Below are 25,221 nucleotides of genomic sequence, written 5' to 3' on the forward strand. Positions count from 1 at the left end.
CGCTGCCGGTCAACTTTTTCCTGAACATTTCCCAATTCTTACGAATTGTAACAGCCGCCATGTCGGGCTTTGCGATGCCCGCCCCCGGTGCTAGCCATAAAGGGTAAAGAGGACGCACCATGCAAAAGTCAGTTGCGATGACCCGCGCCGGGCTGAACCTGATTCAGCAAGCATTGACGATTTACGACAGCGATCTGCGGCTCGTCGTCTGCAATCGGCGGTTTCAGGAAATGTTCAACCTGCCGCAGGCGCTGTGTACCATCGGTGCCGAATTTGAAGATACGGTCCGCCATCTGGTGATGTGCGGCGAGTATGGCGAAGTCGACGATGCCGCGGGCTTCGTGCGCATTCGTGTCGAACAGGCGCTGGCGTTCGAGCCCCATTACATGGAGCGCACCCGCGCGAATGGGCGCGTCATAAGCGTCGAGGGCGCGCCGCTGCCACAGGGGGGCTGGGTCACGGTCTATACCGACATCACCCAGACCCGCAGGCAGGAAGAGCTTCTGCGCACACATTCCGAACATCTGTCCGATCAGGTTCTGGCCCGGTCAGAAGAGCTTTCGGCGATGAACCGCAAACTCGCCGCCACCGTCACCGCTCTGGAGGAAGCCAAGCGCGAATTGACCGAAATGGAGGCCCGCACCCGGCTGGTGGCAGAGATGATGCCCGCGCATATCGCGCATCTTGATGCGGATGGACGCTACACCTATTCGAACCGGCGCCTCAGCACGGTGATTCCGGGACGGCCGTCGGAAATCCTCGGTCTGCATATCTCGGAAACGCTGGGGCCAGAGGCTTTCGCAACGGTAGAACCTTATCTGACGGCTGCCCTTGAGGGACAGCAATCAACGTTCGAATTTACCGATATCCGAAGTTCCCGGCGGATCCGGGCGGCTTTCAATCCCGATCAGTCCGACAATGGTGTCTATATCCTGTCGATGGACGTCACAGAGGAAACGCAGGCGCGGGCTGCGCTGCAACAGACCCGAAAACGAGAATTGGGGGCGCAACTGACATCCGGCCTCGCGCATGATTTTTCCAACCTTCTGACGATCATCCTTGGGATGCAATCACGTTTGCAACGGCTGGACCTGCCGGAAACGGCCGAACCGCTTGTCACCGGCACGGTTCAGGCGGCACGGCGCGGCGGTGCGCTGCTGCACCGGATTGCTGACATGACTGGCCACCGCGCCTTTTCGCCAGAACCGACCTGCATGCCGCAGTTCCTGCGCGATCTGCAAACCCTTGTCACGCCCTCCTTGTCCGATGGGCTGTCGCTGACCGTGGACAATACGTTTTCCGGAGCTTTGCTGCTGGATCCGGGAATGTTGCAGGATTCGATCCTCAATCTGATCCTTAATGCCCGCGATGCCTGCTGCGGGGCCGGCCAGATCACACTTCACGCCCGCCCCCATATGGACACCTGGGCCGAGTTTGTTGTCAGCGACACGGGGCCGGGATTTTCGGATCAGGCCCTGACACATGGGCTGGATCCGTTCTTCAGCACCAAGGGTGGCGAGGGCATGGGGCTGGGTCTGGCGATGGTGTACGACATGACAAAGCTGGCGGGCGGTGAGGTCCGACTGGGCAATTCCGACACTGGCGCGCGTGTCACCTTGCGGCTGCCATTGCGCCGGGCGCAAACCACGCCAGCGCCCGGTCTTGTCCTGCTTGTCGAGGACAGTCCCGACCTGCGGGCAGGCGTCCGCGAAATGCTGACCGATATGGGTCATGCAGTGGTCGAGGCCGCGTCGGTCGCTGAGGCCGTGCTGCTGGCCAAGGGGCTGCCGGACATTGCCCTGGTGCTGTCGGACGTTTCGCTGGAAGGCCCCGAAACCGGGCTTGCACTGCTTGACCTTCTGCCCGATCACCGCGTCAGCCTGATGACGTCGCTGCCCCCCGACAATCCGCTGCACCGCGAGGCATCGGACCGCGTACCGGTGCTGGCCAAACCGTTCACGCAGGCGCAACTGATGGGGTTCCTGATGCTGCAAAGATCTGCCGCATGACTGCCCTTGTCTCCATCCTCGATGACGAACCGGCGATCCGCCAGATGCTTGCCGATGCATTGGAGGAGGCCGGGTTCCGCACCATGAGCTTTGGCCGCGCGACAGAGTTCGAGGCTGCCTTGCAACGCAACACGCCCGATGTCTGCCTTGTCGATCTGGGGCTGCCGGATCGCGACGGGCTAAGCCTTGTGCACCGGCTGGCGCTGGAACGTGGCGCGATTGTCATCATCATCTCGGGGCGCGCGCAGGTTCAGGACCGTGTGACCGGGCTGGAACTGGGCGCCGACGACTACATCATCAAGCCGTTCGATCCGGCAGAGGTGGTGGCGCGGATCCGCGCCCGCCTGCGCGGCGCGAAACCTGCCCGCGCCTCGGCCAATACGGCGGAATTCAGCGGCTGGTCCGCGCATTTCGACCGCTATGTGCTGGAAGATGCCAGTGGCACCGAAACGCCGTTCTCTCATGCCGAGGGAGAGGTTCTGCGGCTGTTTCTGGACAGCCCCAACCGTCTGATAAGCCGCACCCATATGCAGGAAAGTCTGGGCGGCGCTGCGGGCGAAAGCTTTGACCGGGCGATGGACGTCCGCATCTCTCGTCTGCGCACCAAGCTGCGCGAAGACCCCAAAAACCCGCGCCTGATCAAGACGATCTATGGCGCGGGCTATATCTTTCTGGGGGATGTTGTCTGGCGTCAGGGCTGAAACCTGTCGCAGGGTGGAAGCAACGCCGCTAGGGGCGCTCGATCGCGATCGTCGTGCCTTCACCGCCGCCGATGCAAATCGCCGCGATGCCGCGCTTCAACCCGCGTGCCTCCAGCGCATTGAGCAGCGTCACCATGATCCGCGCACCACTTGCCCCGATTGGATGACCCAGCGCACAAGCCCCTCCGTTGACGTTCACAATATCGCGCGGCAAACCCAATTCATGCATGAACGCCATCGGAACAACGGCAAACGCCTCGTTCACCTCCCACAAATCGACGTCCGACACCCGCCAGCCCAACCGCTCCATCAGTTTTTTCGCGGCAGGCACCGGGGCCGTGGGGAACAGTGCCGGGGCCTGAGCATGGCTGGCATGGCCAAGGATGCGCGCGCGGATCGGCATATCCTGCGCCTCTGCCGTGGACCTGTCCGCCAGGATCAGCGCCGCCGCCCCATCCGAAATTGACGACGAGTTGGCGGCTGTCACCGTGCCGCCCTTGCGAAAGGCAGGTTTCAACTGTGGGATCTTCTCAGGCCGCGCCTTGCCGGGTTGTTCGTCCTTGGTGATGACCTCTTCGCCGGTGCGGGCATGGACCGTGACCGGCGTGATCTCTTTGTCAAACGCCCCGCTGCGTTCGGCGTCCAATGCGTTCGACAAAGAGGCCAGCGCGTATTGATCCTGCCCCTCGCGGGTGAACTGAAACGCCTCGGCGCAATCTTCGGCAAACGTGCCCATCAGACGGCCCTTGTCGTAGGCATCTTCCAACCCGTCCAGAAACATGTGATCCACGACCTGCTGATGCCCGATCCGCGCCCCATCGCGCATCTTGGGCAGCAGGTAAGGCGCGTTTGTCATGCTCTCCATCCCGCCGGCTGCCATGACCTGCGACTGTCCCAACGCGATCTGGTCAAAGCACAGCATCGCCGCCTTCATGCCAGAGCCGCACATCTTGTTGAGCGTCGTGGCAGGCACCTCTTCGCCCAGACCGGCCGCAAACCCCGCCTGCCGCGCCGGGGCCTGACCCTGCCCTGCGGGCAGCACACATCCCATGAGGATCTCGTCCACCGTGCTTCCGCCGGACTGTGCCAAAGCGGCGCGCAGCGCAGCCCCACCCAGGTCAGCGGCACTGACGGCGGAAAACGCGCCTTGAAATCCGCCCATTGCCGTGCGGGCGGCACCCGTAATGACGACTTCGTGCATGCGATCCTCCATGAATGATGTGTCTGACACCTGCATACAGAATAGTAAGGAATGGAATCTAGTGTCACCTGACAAGGAACAAAGCAGGAAGACACGACATGAACCTGTCGAGCAGCATTATTGGTGCCACGCAGATCATCACCGTAGAGGAAGCCCGCATTGATGCCGCCGTGGCGATCCAGTTCAAGGACCGGATGCGAGAGGTCAGTGATGGCGGCCCCGCACGCATTGTCCTGAACCTGTGCAATGTGGATTTCATCGATTCAAGCGGGCTTGGCGCAATTGTTGCCGCAATGAAGCAGCTAGAAGACGGCCGAACTCTGGACCTGTGTGCCCTGACGCCGAATGTCGACAAGGTTTTTCGATTGACCCGTATGGATACAATCTTCGGCATTTTTGACACCATCGATGATGCCGTTGCCCAACGTAGCAACTGAACGCCACCGCAGTTTCAACGCATTGGAAGCAGCGACGAAGATGTGCGACTCGATCCCGCGATCCTTATTGAGCCTGTCGTTTCAAAGTACGTCCGATGCCGTGCGCAAGACGCTGGGGTGTATCGCGCAGGCCGTCGCCGATGCCGGACAAAATCCGACCGCCACCAACAATATTGAACTCGCAATGGCCGAAGCGTTGAACAACGTCGTTGAACATTCTTTTCGGGACAGGGAAAACGGACAGATCCTGCTATCCATCATGTTGCTGGAGGACAGTTTTCGCATCAGCATCCGTCACGATGGAACCCCGATGCCAGGATTGCGCCTGCCCGCAGGAAAACCTGCCACGATCGGGAATGAAATCGCCAATCTGCCCGAGGGTGGTTTTGGCTGGTTTCTGATCCGTTCCCTGATTATTGACGCCACATATAGTCACCGGGAGAACTGGAACGAATTGGTGCTGCGCTTTTCCAGACATCCGGCCAACTGAAGATCTTCAGCGCGCCGCTCTACATGCGGTCACCGCACAGCGCATCCGTTAAAGAGCACATCCGGTTCGGAGCCGGCCATCCTGGACCGCACCCTGCAATTACCATTGATGCGAAGCAAAAAGGATTGTGCCCCAAAGAGGCCTGATTTGCTCCGTATTTCGGTCAGGAATATTGGACAAAACAAAAGGGTAGCTGCAAATAGCTTCCCTTGGCGTCACGCGTTTACAGCCCCCACCAGTGCGTGACGCCAAGGTACTTTCCGAAATCGACGGAAAGCCCCCGGCAGGCAAAGGCCGTGACCCCTGTAGAGCATTGGGGAACGCGCACAAAATCAACGACGAACCGCAAGGCCAATCGCAGAAGATGTCGAATGACCGGGGTGATCTCGTCTCGCCGAACGCTCAGATACCTAACCACACTCGGCTGACACCTGCCTCAGTTCATCTGAAAGTGAAGCTCATAGCTGCCGTCTTGAAAAGCCCCGAACAGTTCGGAAATATCGGGGTGATCGACCGGGTCGCCGGAATAATCCGCAACAAGGTTCTGCTCTGACACATAGGCCACATAGAAACTTTGGTCGTTTTCAGCCAACAGGTGATAAAACGGCTGATCCTTCACAGGACGGCTGTCCTCGGGGATGGCTTCATACCATTCCTCGGTATTGGAAAATTCCGGATCGACGTCAAAAACCACACCGCGAAACGGATGTTTCCGGTGACGGACGACCTGACCGAGATGGTATTTGGCGCTTTGCGTATGCATGGAACCCTGTTTCCCTCAATACAATCTTAGCCTGTTCACCCACCCAATGTCCAATATCGGCCGGGAATCCAATAGAAACAGACTGTGAACCTTTCCATTACAGTCACGTTTGTGTCAAAATCGCCCTTCTGGCGACAAAGGCTGCGCGGCGACAATTTTGAACTGCCCGGCACGACCGACGGGATTGTGATTTCCTCAGACGCCCGGATCAGCTAACATGCCCTCAAAATACTACAAAAAAGCGAGAGGCAGATGAGCAGAACTCTTCGCGCGATGGTGATACTGATTTTGGTCGCGTCCTGCGGCGGCGGCAACTATACCGCGCCCCGTGATCTGGACAACGCCTGTTCGATCCTCACCCAGCGCCCAAAATATATTCGCGCCATGCGTGCCGCTGAACGCCGTTGGGGTGTTCCGGTCCATGTGCAGATGGCCACGATCTACCAGGAAAGCAAATTCGTCGGCAACGCCCGCACCCCGCTGCGCTATTCGCTGGGGGTGATTCCCATTGGCCGGCAAAGTTCTGCCTACGGGTATTCACAGGCGCTGGATGCGACCTGGGATGAATATCGTCGCGCCAACGGAAAGATGAGCGCCAAGCGGGACAATATCCGCGATGCCACTGATTTCATGGGTTGGTACATGAACCAGACCCGCTCTCGGAATGGGGTGCAGCTTTGGGACGCACGCAACCAATATCTTGCCTATCACGAAGGCCATACCGGCTTTGCCCGTGGCAGCTATAATTCCAAAGCGTGGCTGGTGCGGGTCGCAAGCGAGGTTGGCAGCCGTTCGAACACCTATCAGGCGCAACTGATCAACTGCCGCGCGGCCCGCTGACGGGCGGCAGCTTCCCGCGGCGGATCGGCGCTGCGGGATTGTCCTAGCGGCTCATCTTGGCGACTTCGGCATTGATGTCGAAGATCCGGTTGGACAGGCCCGAAGCTTCTTCCAGATCCCCCAGAACAACCGTCGTGGTGCTGCCGCTGTCATCGCGTATGATCCACTGACGCAGTTGCACCGGCGGACCTGTGAACTTCAGCTGAATGTTTCCGTATTCGGGATGGTCGGGATCCTGCGCTGTCACCGTAGTGGCAGTGCCGTCATAGCCCTGCGCCGTCACCATATTGGCGCGTGCCAGATTGACATTACGATCCAGAATGATGCTGAGCGGGGTGCGGGCCAGCGGGTAACGGTCTGGCCCCTGGCCCGTCTTCTTGTCGAAGATCGCCACCTCGCCGGCATAGGCCAGCACCAGCGCCTGTTCGGGCGGATTGTATTCGAATCGCACCTTTCCGGGCCGCTTGATATAGATCGTACCCGTCGAGATCGTACCGTCATCATTGATCTGGGTGAACGCTCCCTTGGCCGATGTCAGGCCATTCAGGTAGTTGGAAATCGCATTCAGAGATAGCTTTTCCGCCGCTGCGGGCATCGCCAGAAAGGCAACGGCACTGGCCGCGGCCAAGGTGCGAAGAAAGGTCATATGTCGTCCTCAATCGTTGTTTCTGTCCAGCGCATCTAGGGCACGAACCCGGTGATATGCGATAACGGCCGGTGTGTCAGAGATATCACCTCGCCGTTGCCGCATATCAAGGGGAGCCCGACGCCGCAGGCATCAAAACGCCGTCAGCGGACAGTTGGTTCCGGCAGGGGAGGGGGCGGCAGGGGGCATATCGCAGATTTCAGCCCTACGCAGACGCGGGTTCATCCGACAGGGCAAGGCCGTGTTGGAACGCCAAGGCCCGTGCGCCGTGCCGGATGAGTTTTATTGACCGAAGACCTATCAGCCCTGTTCGGGAACCAGGATTTCACGCTTGCCGACATGGTTGGCCGCCGAGACGATGCCCTGATCCTCCATCTGCTCTACCAGACGCGCAGCCTTGTTGTAGCCGATCGCCAGTTTGCGCTGGATGTAGGAGGTCGAACATTTGCGGTCGCGAACCACGATAGCCACTGCGGTGTCGTAAAGGGCGTCCTCGCCATCGGTGTTGCCGCCGGTATTCAGCCCCAGCACGGCGTCGATATTGTCGGCTTTTTCATCATCCGGACCTTCGACCACGCCACCGATATAGCTGGGCGGGCCGTAAGCCTTGAGATGGTTGACGATCTCCTCGACCTCTTCATCCGAACAGAACGGCCCGTGGCAGCGGGTGATCTTGGCACCGCCAGCCATGTAAAGCATGTCGCCCATGCCCAGAAGCTGTTCGGCCCCCATTTCGCCCAGAATGGTGCGGCTGTCGATTTTCGACGTGACCTGGAAAGAGATCCGCGTCGGGAAGTTCGCCTTGATCGTGCCGGTGATGACATCCACCGATGGGCGCTGCGTGGCCATGATCAGGTGAATACCCGAGGCCCGCGCCATTTGTGCCAGACGCTGGATACAGGCCTCGATCTCTTTGCCCGCAACCATCATCAGGTCGGCCATCTCGTCGACGATCACGACGATATAGGGCATTTTCTTGGGTTCAATCTCTTCCGTCTCGAAGATCGGCTCGCCTGTTTCGTCGTCAAACCCGGTCTGCACGGTACGTTCAAACATCTCGCCCTTGGACAGCGCCTCGGCGACGCGGCCATTATAGCCGTCGATGTTGCGCACGCCCATCTTGGACATCTTGCGATAGCGCTCTTCCATCTCGCCCACGGTCCATTTCAGCGCAACCACGGCCTTTTTCGGGTCGGTCACAACGGGCGACAGAAGATGCGGGATGCCGTCATAGACCGACAGTTCCAGCATCTTGGGGTCGATCATGATCAGACGGCATTCGTCCGGCGTTAGCTTATACAGCAGCGACAGGATCATGGTGTTGATCGCCACCGACTTACCCGAACCGGTTGTCCCGGCAATCAGCAGGTGAGGCATCTTCGCAAGGTTCGCCACCACGGGATCGCCGCCGATATCCTTGCCCAGCGCCAGCGGCAGCTTGTGGTTGCCATCGCCGTAATCGCGAGTCGACAGGATCTCGCGGAAGGACACCATCTCGCGGTTTTCATTCGGCAATTCGATACCGATCACGCTGCGCCCCGGAACGGTGGACACACGCGCCGACAGCGCCGACATGCTGCGCGCGATGTCATCCGCCAACCCGATCACACGGCTGGCCTTGAGGCCTGCGGCTGGTTCCAGCTCGTACATGGTAACGACGGGACCGGGACGGACCGAGACGATCTCTCCCTTCACGCCATAATCGTCGAGCACGGATTCCAGCATCCGGGCATTTTCCTCCAGCGCCTCGTCCGCCAGAACATGGCGCTGGATCTTGTCGGGGCTCATCAGCAGGTTGAGCGGCGGAAGTTCGTATCCGTCGGGATTGTCCTCGAATTTCAGGCTGGGTTGCGCCTCTTGCTTCGCACGGCGCGAAGGCTGCATCGGCTTGCGCACCGGTTGTTGCACGACTTTCTTTGCATCCGGAATGGGAAGCGGTTGAGTCTGCATTGGTGGCTCGAAATGGTAGTGATCGTCCAGCATCTCTGCCTCGTCCAGATCGGCATCCTCTTGCGGCAGAGGCTGCGGCTCGGGGGCCGCAGCGGGTATATCGGCACGCGGGCGTGGCGTGATGATCCGGCCGGTTTGCGGCGGGGTTGGCGTGTCAGGAGATGCGGATGGCTCTGGTGTTGCGGCAACACCTGCGGCTGCGCTGGTCAACGGTGGTTCCACCGGAAGGCGCGGCATGCCGGAGGTCAGCGGCGGTTCCGGCGGCAGACCAGTCCGCGGCGTGATGATCAACGGATCCGGCCCGCGGCCACGTCCCTTGGTCAGCGGTGCGGCGCTTTTGACCTGCATGGCAGGGTTCTTGCGAACGCGCGCCTTGATGACATCGGCGATCTTCGCCTTGATCCGGTCATCGCTGGGCCCGTCGCCCACATCGGCATGGGATTCTGTCTCGATCAACTCGGGTTCCGGCATCTGGTCAAGCGGACGCTTGATGAGCGCAGGCATCCGCGCGAGGAAGCTGGATTTCTCTGTCGAGTCTTCGGGATCGAATTCCGGTGCGGGAACGGAGGTCTGCGCATAGGCCCATTCAGCGGCCTCGGCAGCCTCTGCCTTGCTCCGGGCACGACGTTCCGCAAGACGAGTCTGTGTCGCCTGCGCCGCGCGGACCGAGGCACCGGCCCCACGTCCCAGAAGCGTCAGGATCGTGGCATAGGTCATCACGATACCCACTATCAGGAAACGGCCGATACTGCGCAGCTCTGGCATGGTGAAGCCCAGCACGAAGGCGCCCAGCGCCAGAAGTCCCACCCCCAGCAAGAGCTGCACCAGCTTCAGACCGAAGGTCGCGCCGACAGGCAGGATGTTCAGCAATGTGCCCATCATCATGTCGCCGAACAGGCCACCCAGGCCAAAGCTGTGGGTCCAGTCCGGGCCGATATTCTGACCAGCGGCATAGACCGCGGCCAGTGCAATCCAGATCGGAGCAAAGATCACGCGGGCGGAGACGCGCTCATCACCGCGGTGCAGCGCAAACCGCACGCCCCAGGTGACCAGAACCAAGGCCAGCCCCCAGCTTCCCCAGCCGACGATCATGAACAATGGCGCGGCAATCGAGGCCCCCAGCCGACCCAGCCAGTTCTGCACCGGGGCATCCGTGGCCGACAGCCAACTGGGATCGTCCGGCGTGTAGCTGGCAATCATTGCCGCCGCTGCGCAACCCAGAATGACCAGCAGCACGCCGATCAGTTCTTTTCCGCGCTTTTCGATCGCCGCCTGCATGTTGCTGTCGAAAAGGGGATCACGCCCCCGTGCCTGATATGCCATTTTCCCTCGCCTCAATCGTACAGACAGTCACAGAGCCGGATCAGCCCGCGCTGCATCTCTTCTTTTGGGGCCACCATGGCGACCCGGATAAACTGTTCTGCGGGGTTCACCCCGTCTACTTCGCGGCCCAGATAGGCACCCGGCAGAACCCGGACGCCGGTCTGGGTCCACGCCTTCAGGGCCGCCTCTTCGCCATTGCCGACGCGCAGCCACAGAAAGAACCCTGCCTCTGGCCCTGAGTAGCCGGGCACATTCGCAAAGATCTCGTCCGCAAGCGCGTATTTCTCTTGGTAAAGCGCCCGGTTTTCCACAACATGCGCATCGTCCGCCCAAACACGGGCCGAGGCGGCCTGAATGGGCAGCGGCAAAGGTGCCCCGGAATAGGCGCGCAACTGACGGATGCGGGCGATGCATTGCGGCCCGCCGGCGACAAAGCCTGACCGCAGCCCCGGCAGGTTGGACCGCTTCGACAGCGAATGAAAGATCACCACACGCTCCGGGTCCGCTCCCATGGCCTGCGCGATCTGCAATGCGCCAGCGGGCGGCGCATCGCGGTAGATCTCGGAGTAGCATTCGTCCGCCATGATGCGGAAATCGTGCTTTTCAGCCAGCGCAATCAGATCGCGCCAATAGGCCTCACTCGCGACCGCACCCTGCGGGTTGGAGGGCGAACAGACATAGGCCAGCGCCACACGGTCCAGCACCTCTGGCGCAAGCTGCGTATAGTCGGGCAAATGGCCGGTCGCTTCGGTGGCAGGCACAAAGACCGGCTCTGCACCCACCGAAATCGCCGCAATCATGTAGACCTGATAGAACGGGTTGGGGATCAGCACGACGGGCCGCTTGCCGCGCACAGTCTCAGGGCAAAGCGCCATCGCGGCGTTATACAGCCCCTCGCGGGTGCCGTTGAGCGCCATCACCTGCGTGGCCGCGTCCAGTGTCACGCCGTAGCGGCACCCTACGAAACCCGCAATCGCCTCAAGCAGTTCAGGCGTGCCGTCATTGGCAGGGTAGCGCCCGAATCCGGCGGCATTTTCCGCGATGATCTGGGCGACCCAGGCCGGAAAATCATGCTTGGGTTCGCCAATGGTCATATGCACCACGTCGCCGCCGGGCGCGTGATGGTCCAAAAGCGCCCGCAAGCGTGGGAACGCGTAGGCCGGAAGGTTCGAGAACCGCTCGGGAAACATATTCAACTGCCTCAAAATGCGGGGTCATTAACGCCCCGCTTTGCGCCAGAATAGCCAAGCGCCCGTGGGCCGTCCACAGAAAGCCGGGGGAAAATCAGCGCTGTGGCAGTAACATCGCAATGGCTGTGGACGGCTCTGCCCCGGCACTCGCGGTCTTGACATCAGGTCAGCCGCTATTGGCGCGCCGGGCGGGTCTGGTCAGCGCAAGACGGCCTCTGCGGCGCTGCCCAGACGCAACAGAAACTCTTCGCCGTAAGCTTTGCCCATGAAGAGAATGCCGCAGCTTGGCACGCCGGTGGGCAGGGTCAAACCCGCGCCACCCATCAGGTTTCCGATTCGTGTATTCCGCAATGTCATCAGGTTTTCGGAGACATAGTAATCCGGATCGTTCATCAGCCGGTCGACATTCGGCGGCAGATTCGGTGCAGTTGCACAGATCACCGCGTCAAACCCGGCCACGCGTTTGGCCCATGTGGCGCGGTGCGCGTCCAACCGCCGCCAAGCCGCGACAAACTCCGGCCCCGAGACCTCGGCCCCGGCGCGGAACCTGTCCAGAATACGGGCAAACATCTTGTCCGGCGCGGCCTCGATCGTGTCACGCCACTGGCCATAGGCCTCGCCGGCATAAAGCGTGGGCGTGTCGGCCATTGCCTCGGCAACCTCCGGCGCGTCGATCTGGACGACCTCCGCGCCTGCCGCCTGCAACTTTTCAACGGCGGCGCTATAGGCGGCGGCGGGCGTGTCGCGCAGATCGTCGCTGGCGATGGTGCGCAAATCGGCAAGGCGGACGCCCTTCAGCGAGGCCCCGCGCAGATCAGCAGGCCCCCTGCCCTCCAGCACCGCCAGCGCCAGCGCGGCATCCTCGACCGTGCGGGTCAACGGACCGACCGTATCGAAACGGGTGCATAGCGGCACTGTGCCCGACAGAGACAGCCGCCCGGAGGTGGTCTTCAGCCCGACAAGATCGTTCCACGCCGCAGGGACGCGCACGGAGCCGCCCGTATCGGACCCGATGCCCATCGGCGCAAGCCCGAAGGCGACAGACGTGGCGGTGCCCGAGGATGATCCGCCCGACACCGCGCTTTCGTCATTCACGCAAGGCGGACTCTGCGTCATGGGGTTCAATCCAAGACCGGAAAACGCCAGTTCTGACTGATGGGTTTTGCCCAGACAGACCAACCCCATCGCGGTCGCTATGCGCAGCACCTCTGCATCGCGGTCAGGCACCCGCCCTTCCAGCAATCTGGAGCCTGCTTCGGTCGCGACACCGGCCGTGTCGAACAGGTCTTTCCAACTGCACGGCACCCCGTCCAGCGGCGATAGCCGTCGGCCTGCCCTGGCACGCGCAGACGCCGCCCCCGCCTCGGCCATGGCGCGATCCGGGGTCAGCCGCGCATAGATCCGGTCGTTCAACGGATGCGATGCAATACGGTCCAGAAAAAACTCTGCCAGCGCCACCGGATCAATCTCGCCCGCGCCAATACCGCGCCCGAGTTCCGCCGCACTTTGTTCCGACCATTGCTGCATGTCTGCTTCCTCTGATTTGACTGCCCGAGGGTAGCGGCAGCGCGGCGCATGGACAATCCCGCGCCGCCGACCATATTGGCAGACATGAGCGATATATCGGATCTTCTAATTGTGGGTGGCGGGCTGAACGGCCCGGCACTTGCGCTTGCTGCCGGGCAGGCCGGCCTGTCCGCCACCGTCATCGACGCGATGCCGGTGGATAAGGCCACTGCGCATGACTTTGACGGGCGATCCTACGCGCTTGCGCTGGCTTCGCAACGGATGCTGGCGCGGCTGGGGCTTTGGGACGTACTGGAGGATGACGCCCAGCCGATGCTGGAGATCAAGGTCAGCGACGGGCGCGCGGGCGAAGGTGCCGCGTTCCTTGGGCTGCATTTTGACCATTCCGAGATTGAAGAAGGCCCGATGGGCTACATGGTCGAAGATCGTTACCTCCGCCGCGCGTTGATGCAGGCCATGGGAGCGACGGATCTGATCCGCCACTTGCCTGATACTAAGGTGACCGGACAACAGACCGATGCAACGGGCGTTTCGGTGACGCTGGACAGCGGTGAGGTCTTGCGCGGACGCATCCTGATCGGCGCCGATGGCAGGCAAAGCGGAACAGCCCTGCGCGCGGGCATCCGGCGCACCGGTTGGCGTTACGGTCAAACCGCGCTGGTCTGCGCCATCGCCCACGACCGCCCGCATCACGGCATCGCGCATCAGCTTTTCATGCCCTCGGGGCCACTGGCGATCCTGCCGCTGACAGGCAACCGGTCCTCGATCGTCTGGAGCGAGAGCGACGACGCCGCAGCCCGGATCAACGCCCTGCCGGATGAGGGTTATCTGACCGCCCTGCGCCCCCGGTTCGGTGATTTTCTGGGCGAGATCAGCCTTGCCGGGGACCGGTTTACTTATCCGCTGTCGCTGAGCCTTGCGAACAGCTTTGTCGCCGAGCGGCTGGCCCTGGTCGGCGATGCGGCGCATGGTGTGCATCCGATTGCGGGTCAGGGCCTGAATGCGGGCTTTCGTGACGTGGCCGCATTGGCGCATGTGCTGGCCCACGCGCAACGGCGCGGTGAGGACATCGCGCAATCCGACGTTCTGGCCCGGTATCAACAGTGGCGACGCTTCGACACTGCCACGCTCGCGGGGGCTACGGACATCTTCAACAGGCTGTTTTCAAACGACAACCCGCTGCTGCGTGCGGGGCGCGATCTGGGTATGAAGGCGATTCAGTCGGTCCCTGCCCTGCGCCGCGGCTTTATCCGAGAGGCGGCGGGGCTGACGGGCGACCTGCCAGACCTGATGCGCGGCTGAACAGCGCGGCTATCGCGAGTGCAGCCCCTATGAAAATCGTGATCCAGCCGTAATACCATAACGCACCGGAAAACAGATCTTCGGCATAAGAGGACGCAAACGCCATCTTGCCGCGCATCGCCATTACAAGACCCACAATCAGGATTGCAGCCCCAGCCAATAAAGCGGCACCGCTGCGCTCAAGCCAGCCCAACAACATCGCGATCAGCGCACCGATCGGGGCACCGACCAGCGCCACCTGCACATCCCAGAACGGATGCGCGCCCAATAGCTCTCCAAGACCCAACCAAACCGTCAGGATGACTGCCAGAGCGCCGAAAAGAGCAGAAACAATAGGTCGATACATCGGACAGCCCCCCTTTTCGGGCAGAGCTTAGCTCAGTCCCTGTCACAGCAAAAATCACCTTCAGGTGATGCCCGAAGAGATCGTCCAAATCGCTTTAGCGAAGAGATTGCATTGGCGAAGATACGCCCGAAGCAAGCACCGGAACAGCGGCTTACCCCAGCCTAATCTTCCAGCCTGCGGGCTTCGTCCAGCAACATTACCGGGATGCCGTTGCGCACCGGATAGGCAAGACCTGCATTGCGGGAGATCAGCTCCTGTGCGTCCGGATCATAGACCAGCACGGCGTGGGTGTGCGGGCAGACCAAAGCCTCCAGCATCCGGCGATCAAATTCAGGGGTCGCATTCATTGCATCAGATCCTCTCCACCGCCGCGCAGGGCATATTCCAGAAGCGTGACCAATGTCTCGCGGCGCGTGGTCAGCGAGGGCGCTTCCAAAAGGGCCTGTTTGTCCTCGGGCGCAAATTCCAGCAGCATCGACAGGGAATTGATCAGCAGCTCGTCATCGGCCTCGGCCAGCGTGTCCCAATCGGCGGACAATTCCCGCGCGTCGAAATATCGGCCCAGTATCTTGAGAAAGCTGTCGCGGCAAAACGTGTCATCCGGCACGGCGTGGGCGGTCCGGTCCTGTTCGAAGCCCTCCCAAGACACTTCGCAACGTCGGTAAGGGGGGAACCCGTCAAGCTCACGCTTGACCCGGTAGCGCGACACGCCGGCAAGCGTGATCATGTAGCGCCCGTCCTCGGTTTCCGAAAACTGCGTCACCCGCCCCGCGCAGCCGATACTGTGCAACGCGTCCTCGCCATTCGGCGTGTCAAACGGCTGCACCATGCCGATCAGCCGCGAAGAGGTTTTCAGCGTGTCCTCCAGCATTTGCAGGTAGCGTGGTTCGAATATGTGCAGCGGCAGCCGAGCACGCGGCAGCAATAGCGCCCCCGGAAGCGGGAAAATCGGGATGATGTCCGGAAGATCGAGTTTGCGGCTCATGTCGCTGAAACTAGCGTTGCGACACGATCAGGCAAATATCATCGAGCTCAGTTTGCGACGACCGTTCAAGACAACCGGATCATTGGGCTTCAGCGCCTCGAAAATGGTGAACAGTTGCGCCTTGGCAGCGCCGTCATTCCATTCGCGGTCCCGACGGAAAATGTCCAGCAATTCGGCAACCGCCGCTTCCGCATCGCCACTGGCGTGCAACGCCAGGGCGAGATCAAACCGCGCCTGATGATCGTCCGGGTTTGCATCGACCTGCGCGCGCAATTCCGACACCGGGCCAGCATTCTCGGCCTGTTTCGCCAGTTCAAGCTGTGCATGGGCCGCCTCAAGTTCCGGTGCCTTGCTGATCTCGGCAGGCGCGCCGTTCAGCACGGCCTCTGCCTGTTCCAGATCCCCCGCCGCGATATGCGAACGGACCATGCCGCCATAGGCCGCGGCGTGGTTGGGGTCTTCGCCAAGAATTGCTCCGAATATCTGGGCAGCATCGGCAGCCGCGCCTTGTTCCAGCATTTCCTCTGCGGCGGTCAGCGCCTCGTCCAAGCCACCGGACGCATCGCCGCCGCCTGCCTGCACGACACGTTCGACAAATGCCTTGATTTCGGATTCAGCGACCGCGCCCTGAAACCCGTCAATGGGCTGACCCTGCCAGAACGCATAGACCGTGGGGATCGACTGAATGCGCATCTGTCCGGCGATGCCCTGCGCCTCGTCGACATTGACCTTGGCCATCCGCACGGCACCCTTGGCGGCTGTCACCGCTGCTTCCAGCTGCGGCCCCATCGTTTTACAGGGGCCACACCAAGGTGCCCAGAAATCGACGATCACCGGTGTGGTCTGACTGGCCTCGACAACCTTTGCCATGAAGTCGGCTTCGGTCACGTCCTCGATCAGCGTTGCATCAGCTTGCGGAGCGGCACCAAGTTCGATCATTTCCCAAGTTCCATATCTATCGCTTGCGTTGCGGTCTAGATGGCCCATGCCGACCCATGTTGCAAGGGGCGCGCCCTGTCCGGAGCAGCCTGACCCGAGCCATTACCTGCGTACAGCGCCCCGCGCCCGGCGCGATCACAGATCGAAAGTGGCAAAGACCGGCGCGTGATCCGAGGGCTTTTCCCACCCGCGCACATGGCGCAGCACACGGCTGGAATGGCCGGCATTGGAAATGTCGGACGTGGCCCAGACGTGATCCAGTCGGCGGCCCTTGTCGGCGGCATCCCAATCCTTGGCGCGGTAGGACCACCAACTGTAAAGCTGACCCTCGGGGATGTCCTGCCGGGTGATGTCCACCCAATTGCCCGCGTCCTGTGCCTGCGCCAGATGTTCGACCTCCACCGGTGTATGGCTGACGATCTTCAGAAGCTGCTTGTGGCTCCAGACATCATCTTCGCGCGGGGCGATGTTCAGATCGCCCACAAGGATCGACTTTTCCGGGCGGTCACCGTGGAACCAGTCGCGCATCTCGGTGAGGTAATCCAGCTTCTGGCCGAATTTCAGGTTCACCTCGCGGTCCGGCACGTCGCCACCGGCCGGCACATAGAAATTGTGGATCGTCACGCCGTTTTCCAGCTTTGCCGCGACGTGCCGGGCATGGCCAAGGCCGACAAGATCATGCCCACCCACATCTTCGATCGGCAATTTCGACAGGATCGCGACGCCGTTATAGCCTTTCTGTCCTCGCGCCACGATATGTTCGTATCCAAGGGCGCGAAACCCTTCCAGCGGAATCTTGTCGACCGGGCTCTTGCACTCTTGCAGGCACAGCACGTCCGGCGCTTCTTCCTGCAACAGCTTGCAGACGATGGGTTCGCGCAGGCGGACGGAGTTGATGTTCCATGTGGCCAGGGTGAAGGTCATCGGCAAGCTCCGGTTTGGGCGGCAATCGCGGCAGGTCAGGAAGCGCGACCTTGCCCGCATCAACGCCGGGGTGCAAGCCGGTCTGCCTGCGCGCCACGCCGTGTCACCTGCGCAACGGGCCTGTTGACTCATCCGGCCCAAAGCCCGATTGCGCCCGTCATTCCGGATCGTAGGGACGCTTGATCGACAAGGTTTTATTCAGCTTCGCCCAAGTCGCTGCCTCGAACCGTTCCGGCCATTCCACACCCAAGTGCCGCGCCCATTTGCGCGCCCGCGGCAAATAGGCCTTTGCATAGGCCAAATGACCCTCGATCATCGCCTTGCGGTTGGGAACCGGAGGCGGCAGCGACGTCAAAATCGCCTTTTGCTCATCGGTGATCAGACGGTTGAGATGCAGCACACCGCCGCGATGCGGCGCGTTGGTTTCCTCGATCAGCAGATCGACCAGAAGGTTGCGCAGATGAAAGATCCCAAGCACGCCGTTGATATATTCGCGGCGACCGTCCGCCAGATGCAGGAGGCCCAGAATGCGGATGAACTCTTCAATCTGGTATTTGACTTTACGCAGATTCGGACCGGTATCCGCCACGGTCTCGGGCAGCCCGTCATAAATCTGCGCATGATCAAAAAGCGGCTTCAGACTGCTTTGAGTATGCGCGCGCATCTGGTCGGGCTTGAGGATGATGACATTGGTGCGCGTCCAGTCTTCGGTAATGGCATTGATCAGCACGGGGACCGTCATCCGATCCCACCACAAAACGATATTGCCGGTCTTTTCAATGGCATTCCGCCAAACAGAAGCCACAGCATCGGTCGCCCCCTCATCGGCGACCAGCACGAAATCAAGATCACTGTAGGCGTCAGCCATTCCGGTCGCATAACTGCCGCTCAGAAACAGCGCCCGAATACCCGGAGCGTCGTTGATCGCGTCAACGATCGTATCAATAGCCTTTGCATGGTCCATTCTACGCAGCCTAGTGTGGATCAAAATGCGTCATCAAATCATGTAGGTTCCGCCACAAGATACAACAGTGAATGCCGATCTGCCCCCGGACAAAAAAGACCCAGGCCGAAGCCCGGGTCAGTCCAACAGGGAGGTGCATGCGATAACCCGCACATGCAACGGGAGGTCGGAATCTCTATGGTTGTGTCGAACCCGACACAACGGCTGGGGTTAATATACTCTTTTTCCCTACGCAATCAATCTATAACCGCCTGATTCAGTCACCAGAAGGCGCGCATTGGAGGGTTCCGGCTCGATTTTCTGGCGCAACCGGTAGATGTGCGTCTCAAGCGTGTGTGTCGTCACGCCGGCATTATATCCCCAGACTTCGTGAAGCAGCGTGTCGCGCGCCACCACCCCATCATTGGACCGGTAGAGAAACTTGAGAATGTTCGTCTCTTTCTCGGTCAGCCTGATCTTGCGGTCTTCATCCGTAATCAGCATCTTCATCGACGGCTTGAACGTATACGGCCCAAGCTGGAAAACCGCATCTTCGGATTGTTCGTGCTGTCGCAACTGGGCGCGAATACGGGCCAGAAGCACCGGAAACTTGAATGGCTTGGAGACGTAGTCATTGGCACCCGCGTCCAGCCCAAGGATGGTGTCAGAGTCACTGTCATGGCCGGTCAGCATCAGGATCGGTGCCTTCACGCCTTGCTTGCGCATCAGGCGGCACAGCTCGCGCCCGTCGGTATCCGGAAGCCCCACGTCCAGCACGATCAGATCGTATAGTTGCTCCTTGACGCGGATCATTGCATCCGCGCCATTACCGGCTTCGAAAACCTCGAAATCCTCTGTCATCACAAGCTGTTCAGACAGGGCCTCGCGCAGGTCGTCGTCGTCATCGACCAGCAAAATGTTCTTGAGTTGTGCCATTTGGCGTCCTCCATGTTCTGAGTGAAAGATGTGTGCCGCCACGGTGCAGGGCAAGATTTGCTGCAACTGCCTCACGTCCTCGTGTAAAGGAAGGGCCAAGTCCGCGAATATGTTTCAATTCCGGGGTAAATTCGTTACATGCCAAAGCCATCTTGCAACAATCGAGATCTCCCATGCCCTTCGCCCCCGACCCAAAGGAGATGTTGGCCCGCGCCCGCGCAGATCTGCGGATGGGCGTGCCGGTTGTTATGGACGGGCCGGCACCCGCACTGATTCTGGCGACCGAAACGCTGACACCCGAAAGACTGGCCTTTGCGCAAACGCTGGGGCCGGTTGATCTGGCGCTGACGGGGCGACGTGCGGCCACACTAAAGGCGCGTGCCTATGACGGGGATGTGGCGCGCGTGGCTTTGCCGAACGACGCGACGCTGGGCTGGGTGCGCGGACTTGCCGATCCGGCGGATGATCTGCGCAAGCCGATGAAGGGGCCGCTTGTGACGCGCCGGGATGGCGACGCCAGCCCCCACCGGTTGGCTGTGTTGCTGATAAAATCCGCGCAGTTGCTACCAGCCGCGCTGGTCCTGTCCTTGGATGACGCGGGTGGCTTTGCACAAAAACACGGGCTGACACGGCTTCAGGCCGCAAGCGTCGCGCCCCTGCTGCAAAGCCTCAGCCCGCTGTCAGAGGTTGTCGCCGCTCGCTTGCCAATCGCTGTGTCAGAAGCGGGCCGCCTGCATGTCTTCCGCCCGGAGGACGGCAGCGAGGAACATTACGCGATGGAAATCGGCAAGCCCGCCCGCAACGCGCCTGTTCTCGCGCGGTTGCACTCGGCCTGTTTCACCGGCGACCTGATGGGCAGTCTGAAATGCGACTGCGGCCCGCAATTACACGCGGCCCTCGCCCAGATGGGCGACGAGGGCGCGGGTGTGCTGTTGTATCTCAACCAGGAGGGGCGCGGCATTGGTCTGGCCAACAAGATGCGCGCCTATTCGCTTCAGGACCAGGGTTTCGACACGGTCGAGGCCAATCACCGGCTGGGGTTCGAGGATGACGAGCGTGATTTTCGCATTGGCGCGGACATTCTGAAGAAGCTGGGGTTTTCCTCTGTCCGGCTGCTGACCAACAACCCGGCGAAGATTGCGATAATGGAAAAGCACGGCATCCATGTTGCCGAACGGGTACCGCTACAGGTCGGGAAAACCGCGCATAACGAAGCCTACCTCTCTACCAAGGCAACAAAATCCGGGCATCTGTTTTGACTGCGGACGATCTTGTCCTGACCCCACAGGGTGTTCGTTTCATCGGCAGGATGTGGCCTTGCACAATAGGCCGTGGCGGCATCCGCACGGACAAGCGCGAAGGTGATGGGGCCACTCCCGTGGGCACCCACAGGATCACCGGGATACTGTATCGCCCGGACCGGATTGCGCCGCCGTCTCACTGGGCGCGCCCGATACGGCCCGGCGATCTTTGGTCAGATGACCCGGAGCGACCCGATTACAACAGGCTCGTTCGTGCGCCCTATCCCTACGGCCACGAAAGCCTGCGCCGTGCGGATCCGCTTTATGATCTGATCCTGCTGACCGATTGGAACTGGCCGGATGCAAAACCCGGTGCCGGATCCGCGATCTTCCTGCACAGATGGCGTCGCTCCGGCTTTCCGACCGAAGGTTGCGTTGCGTTCCGCCCAGATCACCTTTGGCAGATCGCACGCCGGATCACGCCGGCAACCCGGCTGACCGTTCGGGCGCGATAAAACGCGTCAGCCCGGCACACGTTCGCCAAAGATGGCCGAGCCGACACGGATATGCGTCGCCCCCAAAGCGATTGCCTGTTCGAAATCGTCGCTCATCCCCATCGACAGACCCTCAAGCCCGTTGCGCGCGGCGATCTTCGCCAGCAATGAAAAATGCAGCGACGGTGCCTCGTCGACCGGCGGGATGCACATCAACCCGCGCACTGGCAGGTCGAGGCCCCGGCATTCGTCGATGAACGCATCCGCCTCGGCGGGCAGCACACCGGCCTTTTGCGGCTCTTCGCCGGTGTTGACCTGAAGAAACAGATCCGGGCAGCGTCCGATCTCCTGCGCGATCCGGGCAATCGTTTTGGCAAGCTTGGGCCGGTCGACCGAATGGATCGCCTCGAACAGCTCTATCGCCTGCCGGGTCTTGTTGCTTTGCAATGGCCCGATCAGATGCACCTGAACGCCGTCAAACTCATCGCGGAAACCCGGCCATTTTCCAGCGGCTTCCTGCACCTTGTTCTCGCCAAACAGACGGTGCCCTTCGCCCAACACAGCGCGCACCCGGTCGTCAGGCTGCACCTTGGACACCGCGATCAGTTTGACCGAGCCGGCCTCTCGTCCTGCATCCGCCTCGGCCTTGGCGATGCGCTCCTTGATTTCCGACAGTCCCATCACGGCTCCTTCATTGCGTCGATGAACGGGGCCAGATCGGCCTCGTAGCGTTTCCAGGCGGCCGCCGATGTCTGGTAGATCGGCTGGCGCACCTGATGCAGGCTGAGCGTGCGAATATCGCCCGCGTGTTTGTGAAACTCAAGGCAGGCGTCCTGCCAGTCCAGCCCGACCGCGCCGATCAACGCGCGCGACTGGGCTTCTGGATCGGCGACAAGATCCTCGTATCGCACCTCATGGAACGCCCCCGGCATGCGGTCGCGCCAGAAGGCGATCGCCCGGTGAAAGGTCTTCACATAATGCGCGATGTCCGGCAACGAATTGGAATAGCGGTGCACCCCATTTTCAAAGTAGTTGCGGTAGATCGACAGCGCCACATCGCGCGGATCGCGATGCACGATGACAAACCGCGCGCCGGGAAGGGCGCGGCGCAGCAGACCCAGCACCAGATAGGGCTGGATCGACTTGTCGGTGACAATGCCACTATCCACGCCGACCATTCGCATCACCGCATCGGCATATGTCCGGGCCAGCATGGCCAGCTTGTCCGGCGCGATGTCGCGCAGCGGGGTCATGTCACGCGGTCCGCCAACGGCCTGAAAGGCCAGACGCGGGAACAGCGTCAGCTCGCCCCCGGCGGTCACATCCGAATGGCTGGCGATGATCTGCTCGACCAATGTCGTACCAGAGCGCGGCATGCCAATCACGAAAATCGGCCGCAATGCCAGCGTTCCCGTCGCTGCGGATATGTCAGCCCCGTCCTGCGCGGCAAGCAGCGCGTCCACGTCCCTGGTATATTCGGCGGGATCATATGGAAAATACTTGCGTTGCAGCGCATTGGCATCGTCCAGATACCCGAAAACCTTGTCGGCCTCGCCCGTCTCTGACAGAGACTTGCCCAGGGCAAAACCCAGATGCATCCGGCTTTCATCGCTTTGGCCCGCATGTTTCCAAGCGTTTTGCATATCGCGCAGCAGCTTGTCGCCACGGGTCAGTTTTTTGGTGCCCAGGAACACGCGGTAGAGTTCGCCGTCCAAAGGATGCGCTTTCAGCAGGCGGCGGTAGATTTTTTCTGCCGCGTCGAATTCCCCCAAGCGTTGCAGATAGGCGGCCTTTTCGGCCTGCGGCTTAATCGCCTTGGGGGTCAGCGCGATCAGCCTGTCCAGCGCCGACAGCGCGCCCTTGCGGTCACCGGCGGCCTGACTGGCCTGTGACAGTGCTTGCAGGATCATCGGTTCGCCCGGTTTCAGCGCATCGGCCTCGGCGTAAAGGTCCGCGGCTTGCGTATGGGCGCCGGTTGCTTCGGCGATCCGGGCCAGTTGAAACGGCAGTTCCGCCATTTTCGGCGCGGCAACGCGCAAGGATTGGTAGAGTGTCCTGGCCTCTGCCAACCGTCCCGCTGCGTGGAATTGCTTGGCCCGCTTGTACTGTTCGGAAATCTGCGCGCGGTTGATCGGGAACATCGGGGCCTCTCTTGCTGGCCCATGTGCTACTGCGCTGCGGCACAAAAGAAAAGAGCGGGCACCAAGGCCCGCTCTCTCCGTAACCAAGATTGGCTTGAGCTTAGAAGCTCATTGCCAGACCCAGCGAGTAGGTGTCTGCGTCGAGGTCAACGCCACCGATTTCGGCTTCGGAGTCACCATAGCCGAACTGAGCTTCGATACCGCCGCCCAGGTCGTAGTTGGCGATCAGGCCCCAGCCTTTGGATGTGTCGCCGTCAACGCCAGCAAGGTTGTCGAACTCACCGTAGTTCACAGCAACGGTCAGAGCGTTCATTGTGTAGCCGAACGCAACACCCCAGTGCTCCATGTCTTTCGCGCCAGGTGCTGTGAAGTTCATCGACGAGTAGTTGGCGATGGCAACGATGCCGTTGGCGAATGTGGTGTCGAGGCTGATACCCCAAACTTCGTCAGCAGGGTTGTCTTCGTCTGTGGTCTGGTAACCAAGACCAACACCCAGTGTCAGGCCAGCAAGCTCACCCGAATACTTGACACCCAGACCCCAGACAGGATCGTTGTTGCCGGAGTCGTCGACTTCGGCCGACAGGTAACCGGTGAAGGCGTCGAAGCTGTAATCGAAACGTGCGATCTGGCCGTCATACATGCCGTCGAGGCCAGCGTTGCCGTTATAGCCGCCGTGCTCGTGGTTGTCGCCCAGCGAGTCGCCGATGATGGCTTCGTTCATTGCTGCGTCGAACGCACCGTCGGTGTCGCCCATGGTCAGCTTGGCGCCGCCATATGCAACAAACATTGTCGCGCCGCCGTGGGCGGTGTCGTCACGAGTTGCGCCGGATTCGACACCACCAGTTGTGGCGTTGTTGTCGCCGATTTCTTCGTCCAGATCAACGGATGCACCGAAGGACAGACCGTTGTCTGCTTCGCCGGACATGCCGAAAGTCACGTCGATATCTGTGTGGAACTGGTCAGCGATACCGTCGCCGCCCATGATGCCCATTTCAGCGGAACCGGTCAGGTTGACGTCTGCAGCGGCGATGCCGGCAGTTGCGACCAGTGCCGTGGTAGCGAAAAGAATAGATTTCATAGTTTTCCCTCATGTGTTCGAAAGGCACGCATCAAACCGGCTTTCCGGTCTCGATGGATGATCTATGCTCCTGACGGGCGCGTGTTTGCAAGACATCCGGCTGGGGCCGTGCCAACAAGCGCTTTAGTGATGCGCTTTTGTCACAAGAATTGCACCGACCGTCAGCCCGGCTCGGCGAAGCCCGTCCAAGCCCCCGGCCTTATAAACAATCTGCGCCTTGTCGTGACGGGCGGCGGCAGGTATGGAAAGGTACAAGACGCCACGCGGGCAGGAGCACACTATATGGCATTCACGCGCTACGGACTGGCCATCGGCCTTATCGCCACGCTTGTTATGACAAGCGCGTGCAGCCGATCTGGCAGCCGCACCACTGTCGACACGCCTCCGGCGGATGAGATCCTGGATCAGAACATCTATGGGGATCGCGGGCGGCCACGCTCGACCATCTGGGATATTTTCAGGGGCCGTGATGATGTGGGTCAGGTCGGCGCAGTCAACAAATACATCTGGAATGCCTCGCTGGAGGTGCTGAACTTCCTGCCGGTGCAATCGGTCGATCCGTTCACCGGCGTGATCTCAACGGGGTATGGCACACCGCCGGGTGGCGGGCGCGCCTATCGCGCGACGATCTATGTCAGCGATCCGGCCCTTGATGCACGGTCGCTGAACGTGGCGCTGATGACGCGGTCCGGACCGGCCAGTGCGTCCACCGTGCGCGCGGTAGAGGATGCCATCCTGACCCGAGCGCGCCAGTTGCGCGGACGCGACAGCCGCCTGTAGGACCGCCACAACATTTACTGCGTTACGAATCGGCC

General features: G+C 61.1%; 25 protein-coding genes. 9 read left to right on the top strand and 16 right to left on the bottom strand.

The window, feature by feature from the left end:
• Positions 1–119: 119 nt before the first annotated feature.
• The gene (locus B8991_RS03790) at positions 120–2,009 is read left to right on the top strand and encodes a PAS-domain containing protein (protein ID WP_084350489.1); all 1,890 of its coding nucleotides are present in this window, start codon (positions 120–122) and stop codon (positions 2,007–2,009) included.
• Positions 2,006–2,710 (top strand): response regulator transcription factor, encoded by a 705-nt coding sequence (locus tag B8991_RS03795; protein ID WP_084350490.1) that lies wholly within the window; start codon positions 2,006–2,008, stop codon positions 2,708–2,710. Before B8991_RS03790 ends, B8991_RS03795 begins: the two co-directional genes overlap by 4 nt.
• A 28-nt stretch (positions 2,711–2,738) precedes the next feature.
• Here B8991_RS03795 and B8991_RS03800 read toward each other — a convergent pair whose 3' ends face one another.
• Positions 2,739–3,911 carry a thiolase family protein gene (locus B8991_RS03800; protein ID WP_084351125.1) on the bottom strand — a complete coding sequence of 391 codons (1,173 nt, stop codon included), beginning with the start codon at positions 3,909–3,911 and terminating at the stop codon, positions 2,739–2,741.
• A 98-nt stretch (positions 3,912–4,009) separates the two neighbouring features.
• Here B8991_RS03800 and B8991_RS03805 point away from each other — a divergent pair, with 98 nt between their 5' ends.
• Together B8991_RS03805 and B8991_RS03810 are read left to right on the top strand one after the other, a co-directional pair.
• Positions 4,010–4,348, top strand: coding sequence for an STAS domain-containing protein (locus B8991_RS03805; RefSeq protein ID WP_084350491.1), 339 nt, complete (start codon positions 4,010–4,012; stop codon positions 4,346–4,348).
• Positions 4,320–4,838 carry an ATP-binding protein gene (locus B8991_RS03810; RefSeq protein ID WP_084350492.1) on the top strand — a complete coding sequence of 173 codons (519 nt, stop codon included), beginning with the start codon at positions 4,320–4,322 and terminating at the stop codon, positions 4,836–4,838. The genes B8991_RS03805 and B8991_RS03810 overlap by 29 nt, the downstream gene beginning before the upstream one ends.
• A 436-nt stretch (positions 4,839–5,274) precedes the next feature.
• Here B8991_RS03810 and hspQ read toward each other — a convergent pair whose 3' ends face one another.
• Positions 5,275–5,601, bottom strand: coding sequence for a heat shock protein HspQ (gene hspQ, locus B8991_RS03815; RefSeq protein ID WP_084350493.1), 327 nt, complete (start codon positions 5,599–5,601; stop codon positions 5,275–5,277).
• Positions 5,602–5,853: 252 nt separating this feature from the next.
• On the opposite strand from hspQ, the gene B8991_RS03820 reads away from it, so the two are divergent.
• Positions 5,854–6,441 carry a transglycosylase SLT domain-containing protein gene (locus tag B8991_RS03820; protein WP_084350494.1) on the top strand — a complete coding sequence of 196 codons (588 nt, stop codon included), beginning with the start codon at positions 5,854–5,856 and terminating at the stop codon, positions 6,439–6,441.
• Between the two features lie 43 nt (positions 6,442–6,484).
• On the opposite strand, the gene B8991_RS03825 is transcribed toward B8991_RS03820, so the two are convergent.
• The 4 genes from B8991_RS03825 to B8991_RS03840 all read right to left on the bottom strand — a co-directional run bounded on the left by B8991_RS03825 (position 6,485) and on the right by B8991_RS03840 (position 13,077).
• Entirely contained in the window at positions 6,485–7,087 is a 603-nt protein-coding gene (locus B8991_RS03825; RefSeq protein ID WP_084350495.1) for a LolA family protein, read from the bottom strand.
• A gap of 300 nt (positions 7,088–7,387) precedes the next feature.
• On the bottom strand, positions 7,388–10,360 hold the full coding sequence (locus B8991_RS03830; RefSeq protein WP_084350496.1) for a DNA translocase FtsK: 2,973 nt from the start codon (positions 10,358–10,360) through the stop codon (positions 7,388–7,390).
• Between the two features lie 11 nt (positions 10,361–10,371).
• On the bottom strand, positions 10,372–11,550 hold the full coding sequence (locus B8991_RS03835; RefSeq protein ID WP_084350497.1) for an aminotransferase class I/II-fold pyridoxal phosphate-dependent enzyme: 1,179 nt from the start codon (positions 11,548–11,550) through the stop codon (positions 10,372–10,374).
• A gap of 198 nt (positions 11,551–11,748) precedes the next feature.
• Complete coding sequence (locus tag B8991_RS03840) at positions 11,749–13,077, bottom strand: amidase (RefSeq protein WP_084350498.1); 1,329 nt, start codon at positions 13,075–13,077, stop codon at positions 11,749–11,751.
• Between the two features lie 48 nt (positions 13,078–13,125).
• Between B8991_RS03840 and B8991_RS03845 the strand changes: the two genes are divergently transcribed.
• On the top strand, positions 13,126–14,379 hold the full coding sequence (locus tag B8991_RS03845; protein ID WP_084350499.1) for a UbiH/UbiF/VisC/COQ6 family ubiquinone biosynthesis hydroxylase: 1,254 nt from the start codon (positions 13,126–13,128) through the stop codon (positions 14,377–14,379).
• Here the strand turns inward: B8991_RS03845 and B8991_RS03850 are convergent.
• From B8991_RS03850 to B8991_RS03880, 7 genes are all read right to left on the bottom strand, one after another.
• The gene (locus B8991_RS03850; RefSeq protein WP_084350500.1) at positions 14,324–14,725 is read right to left on the bottom strand and encodes a hypothetical protein; all 402 of its coding nucleotides are present in this window, start codon (positions 14,723–14,725) and stop codon (positions 14,324–14,326) included. The two genes, B8991_RS03845 and B8991_RS03850, sit on opposite strands and share 56 nt — an antisense overlap.
• 161 nt (positions 14,726–14,886) lie before the next feature.
• Positions 14,887–15,072, bottom strand: coding sequence for a Trm112 family protein (locus B8991_RS03855; RefSeq protein ID WP_084350501.1), 186 nt, complete (start codon positions 15,070–15,072; stop codon positions 14,887–14,889).
• Positions 15,069–15,710 (bottom strand): LON peptidase substrate-binding domain-containing protein, encoded by a 642-nt coding sequence (locus tag B8991_RS03860; protein WP_084350502.1) that lies wholly within the window; start codon positions 15,708–15,710, stop codon positions 15,069–15,071. The genes B8991_RS03855 and B8991_RS03860 overlap by 4 nt, the downstream gene beginning before the upstream one ends.
• A gap of 27 nt (positions 15,711–15,737) precedes the next feature.
• On the bottom strand, positions 15,738–16,649 hold the full coding sequence (locus B8991_RS03865) for a thioredoxin family protein (RefSeq protein ID WP_084350503.1): 912 nt from the start codon (positions 16,647–16,649) through the stop codon (positions 15,738–15,740).
• 135 nt (positions 16,650–16,784) lie between these two features.
• Positions 16,785–17,573, bottom strand: a complete 789-nt coding sequence (locus tag B8991_RS03870) for an exodeoxyribonuclease III (protein ID WP_084351127.1) — start codon at positions 17,571–17,573, stop codon at positions 16,785–16,787.
• A gap of 157 nt (positions 17,574–17,730) precedes the next feature.
• A complete protein-coding gene (locus B8991_RS03875) occupies positions 17,731–18,537 on the bottom strand; it encodes a nucleotidyltransferase domain-containing protein (RefSeq protein WP_084350504.1) in 807 nt (268 codons plus the stop codon).
• Between the two features lie 228 nt (positions 18,538–18,765).
• Complete coding sequence (locus tag B8991_RS03880; protein WP_084350505.1) at positions 18,766–19,452, bottom strand: response regulator transcription factor; 687 nt, start codon at positions 19,450–19,452, stop codon at positions 18,766–18,768.
• 173 nt (positions 19,453–19,625) lie between these two features.
• On the opposite strand from B8991_RS03880, the gene ribA reads away from it, so the two are divergent.
• A complete protein-coding gene (gene ribA / locus B8991_RS03885; RefSeq protein WP_084350506.1) occupies positions 19,626–20,711 on the top strand; it encodes a GTP cyclohydrolase II in 1,086 nt (361 codons plus the stop codon).
• Entirely contained in the window at positions 20,708–21,208 is a 501-nt protein-coding gene (locus tag B8991_RS03890; RefSeq protein ID WP_084350507.1) for a L,D-transpeptidase family protein, read from the top strand. Before ribA ends, B8991_RS03890 begins: the two co-directional genes overlap by 4 nt.
• Positions 21,209–21,214: 6 nt before the next feature.
• Here B8991_RS03890 and B8991_RS03895 read toward each other — a convergent pair whose 3' ends face one another.
• The 3 genes from B8991_RS03895 to B8991_RS03905 all read right to left on the bottom strand — a co-directional run bounded on the left by B8991_RS03895 (position 21,215) and on the right by B8991_RS03905 (position 24,406).
• Positions 21,215–21,868: a YggS family pyridoxal phosphate-dependent enzyme gene (locus B8991_RS03895; protein WP_084350508.1), complete on the bottom strand. Its 654-nt coding sequence runs from the start codon at positions 21,866–21,868 to the stop codon at positions 21,215–21,217.
• A complete protein-coding gene (locus tag B8991_RS03900) occupies positions 21,868–23,328 on the bottom strand; it encodes a tetratricopeptide repeat-containing sulfotransferase family protein (protein WP_084350509.1) in 1,461 nt (486 codons plus the stop codon). Before B8991_RS03900 ends, B8991_RS03895 begins: the two co-directional genes overlap by 1 nt.
• A 100-nt stretch (positions 23,329–23,428) precedes the next feature.
• On the bottom strand, positions 23,429–24,406 hold the full coding sequence (locus tag B8991_RS03905) for a porin (RefSeq protein WP_084350510.1): 978 nt from the start codon (positions 24,404–24,406) through the stop codon (positions 23,429–23,431).
• Positions 24,407–24,688: 282 nt separating this feature from the next.
• Here B8991_RS03905 and B8991_RS03910 point away from each other — a divergent pair, with 282 nt between their 5' ends.
• On the top strand, positions 24,689–25,186 hold the full coding sequence (locus B8991_RS03910) for a DUF3576 domain-containing protein (protein ID WP_084350511.1): 498 nt from the start codon (positions 24,689–24,691) through the stop codon (positions 25,184–25,186).
• Positions 25,187–25,221: the final 35 nt, after the last annotated feature.

Source organism: Primorskyibacter flagellatus (assembly GCF_900176485.1).
In the GTDB taxonomy this organism is placed as follows: Bacteria; Pseudomonadota; Alphaproteobacteria; order Rhodobacterales; family Rhodobacteraceae; genus Primorskyibacter; species Primorskyibacter flagellatus.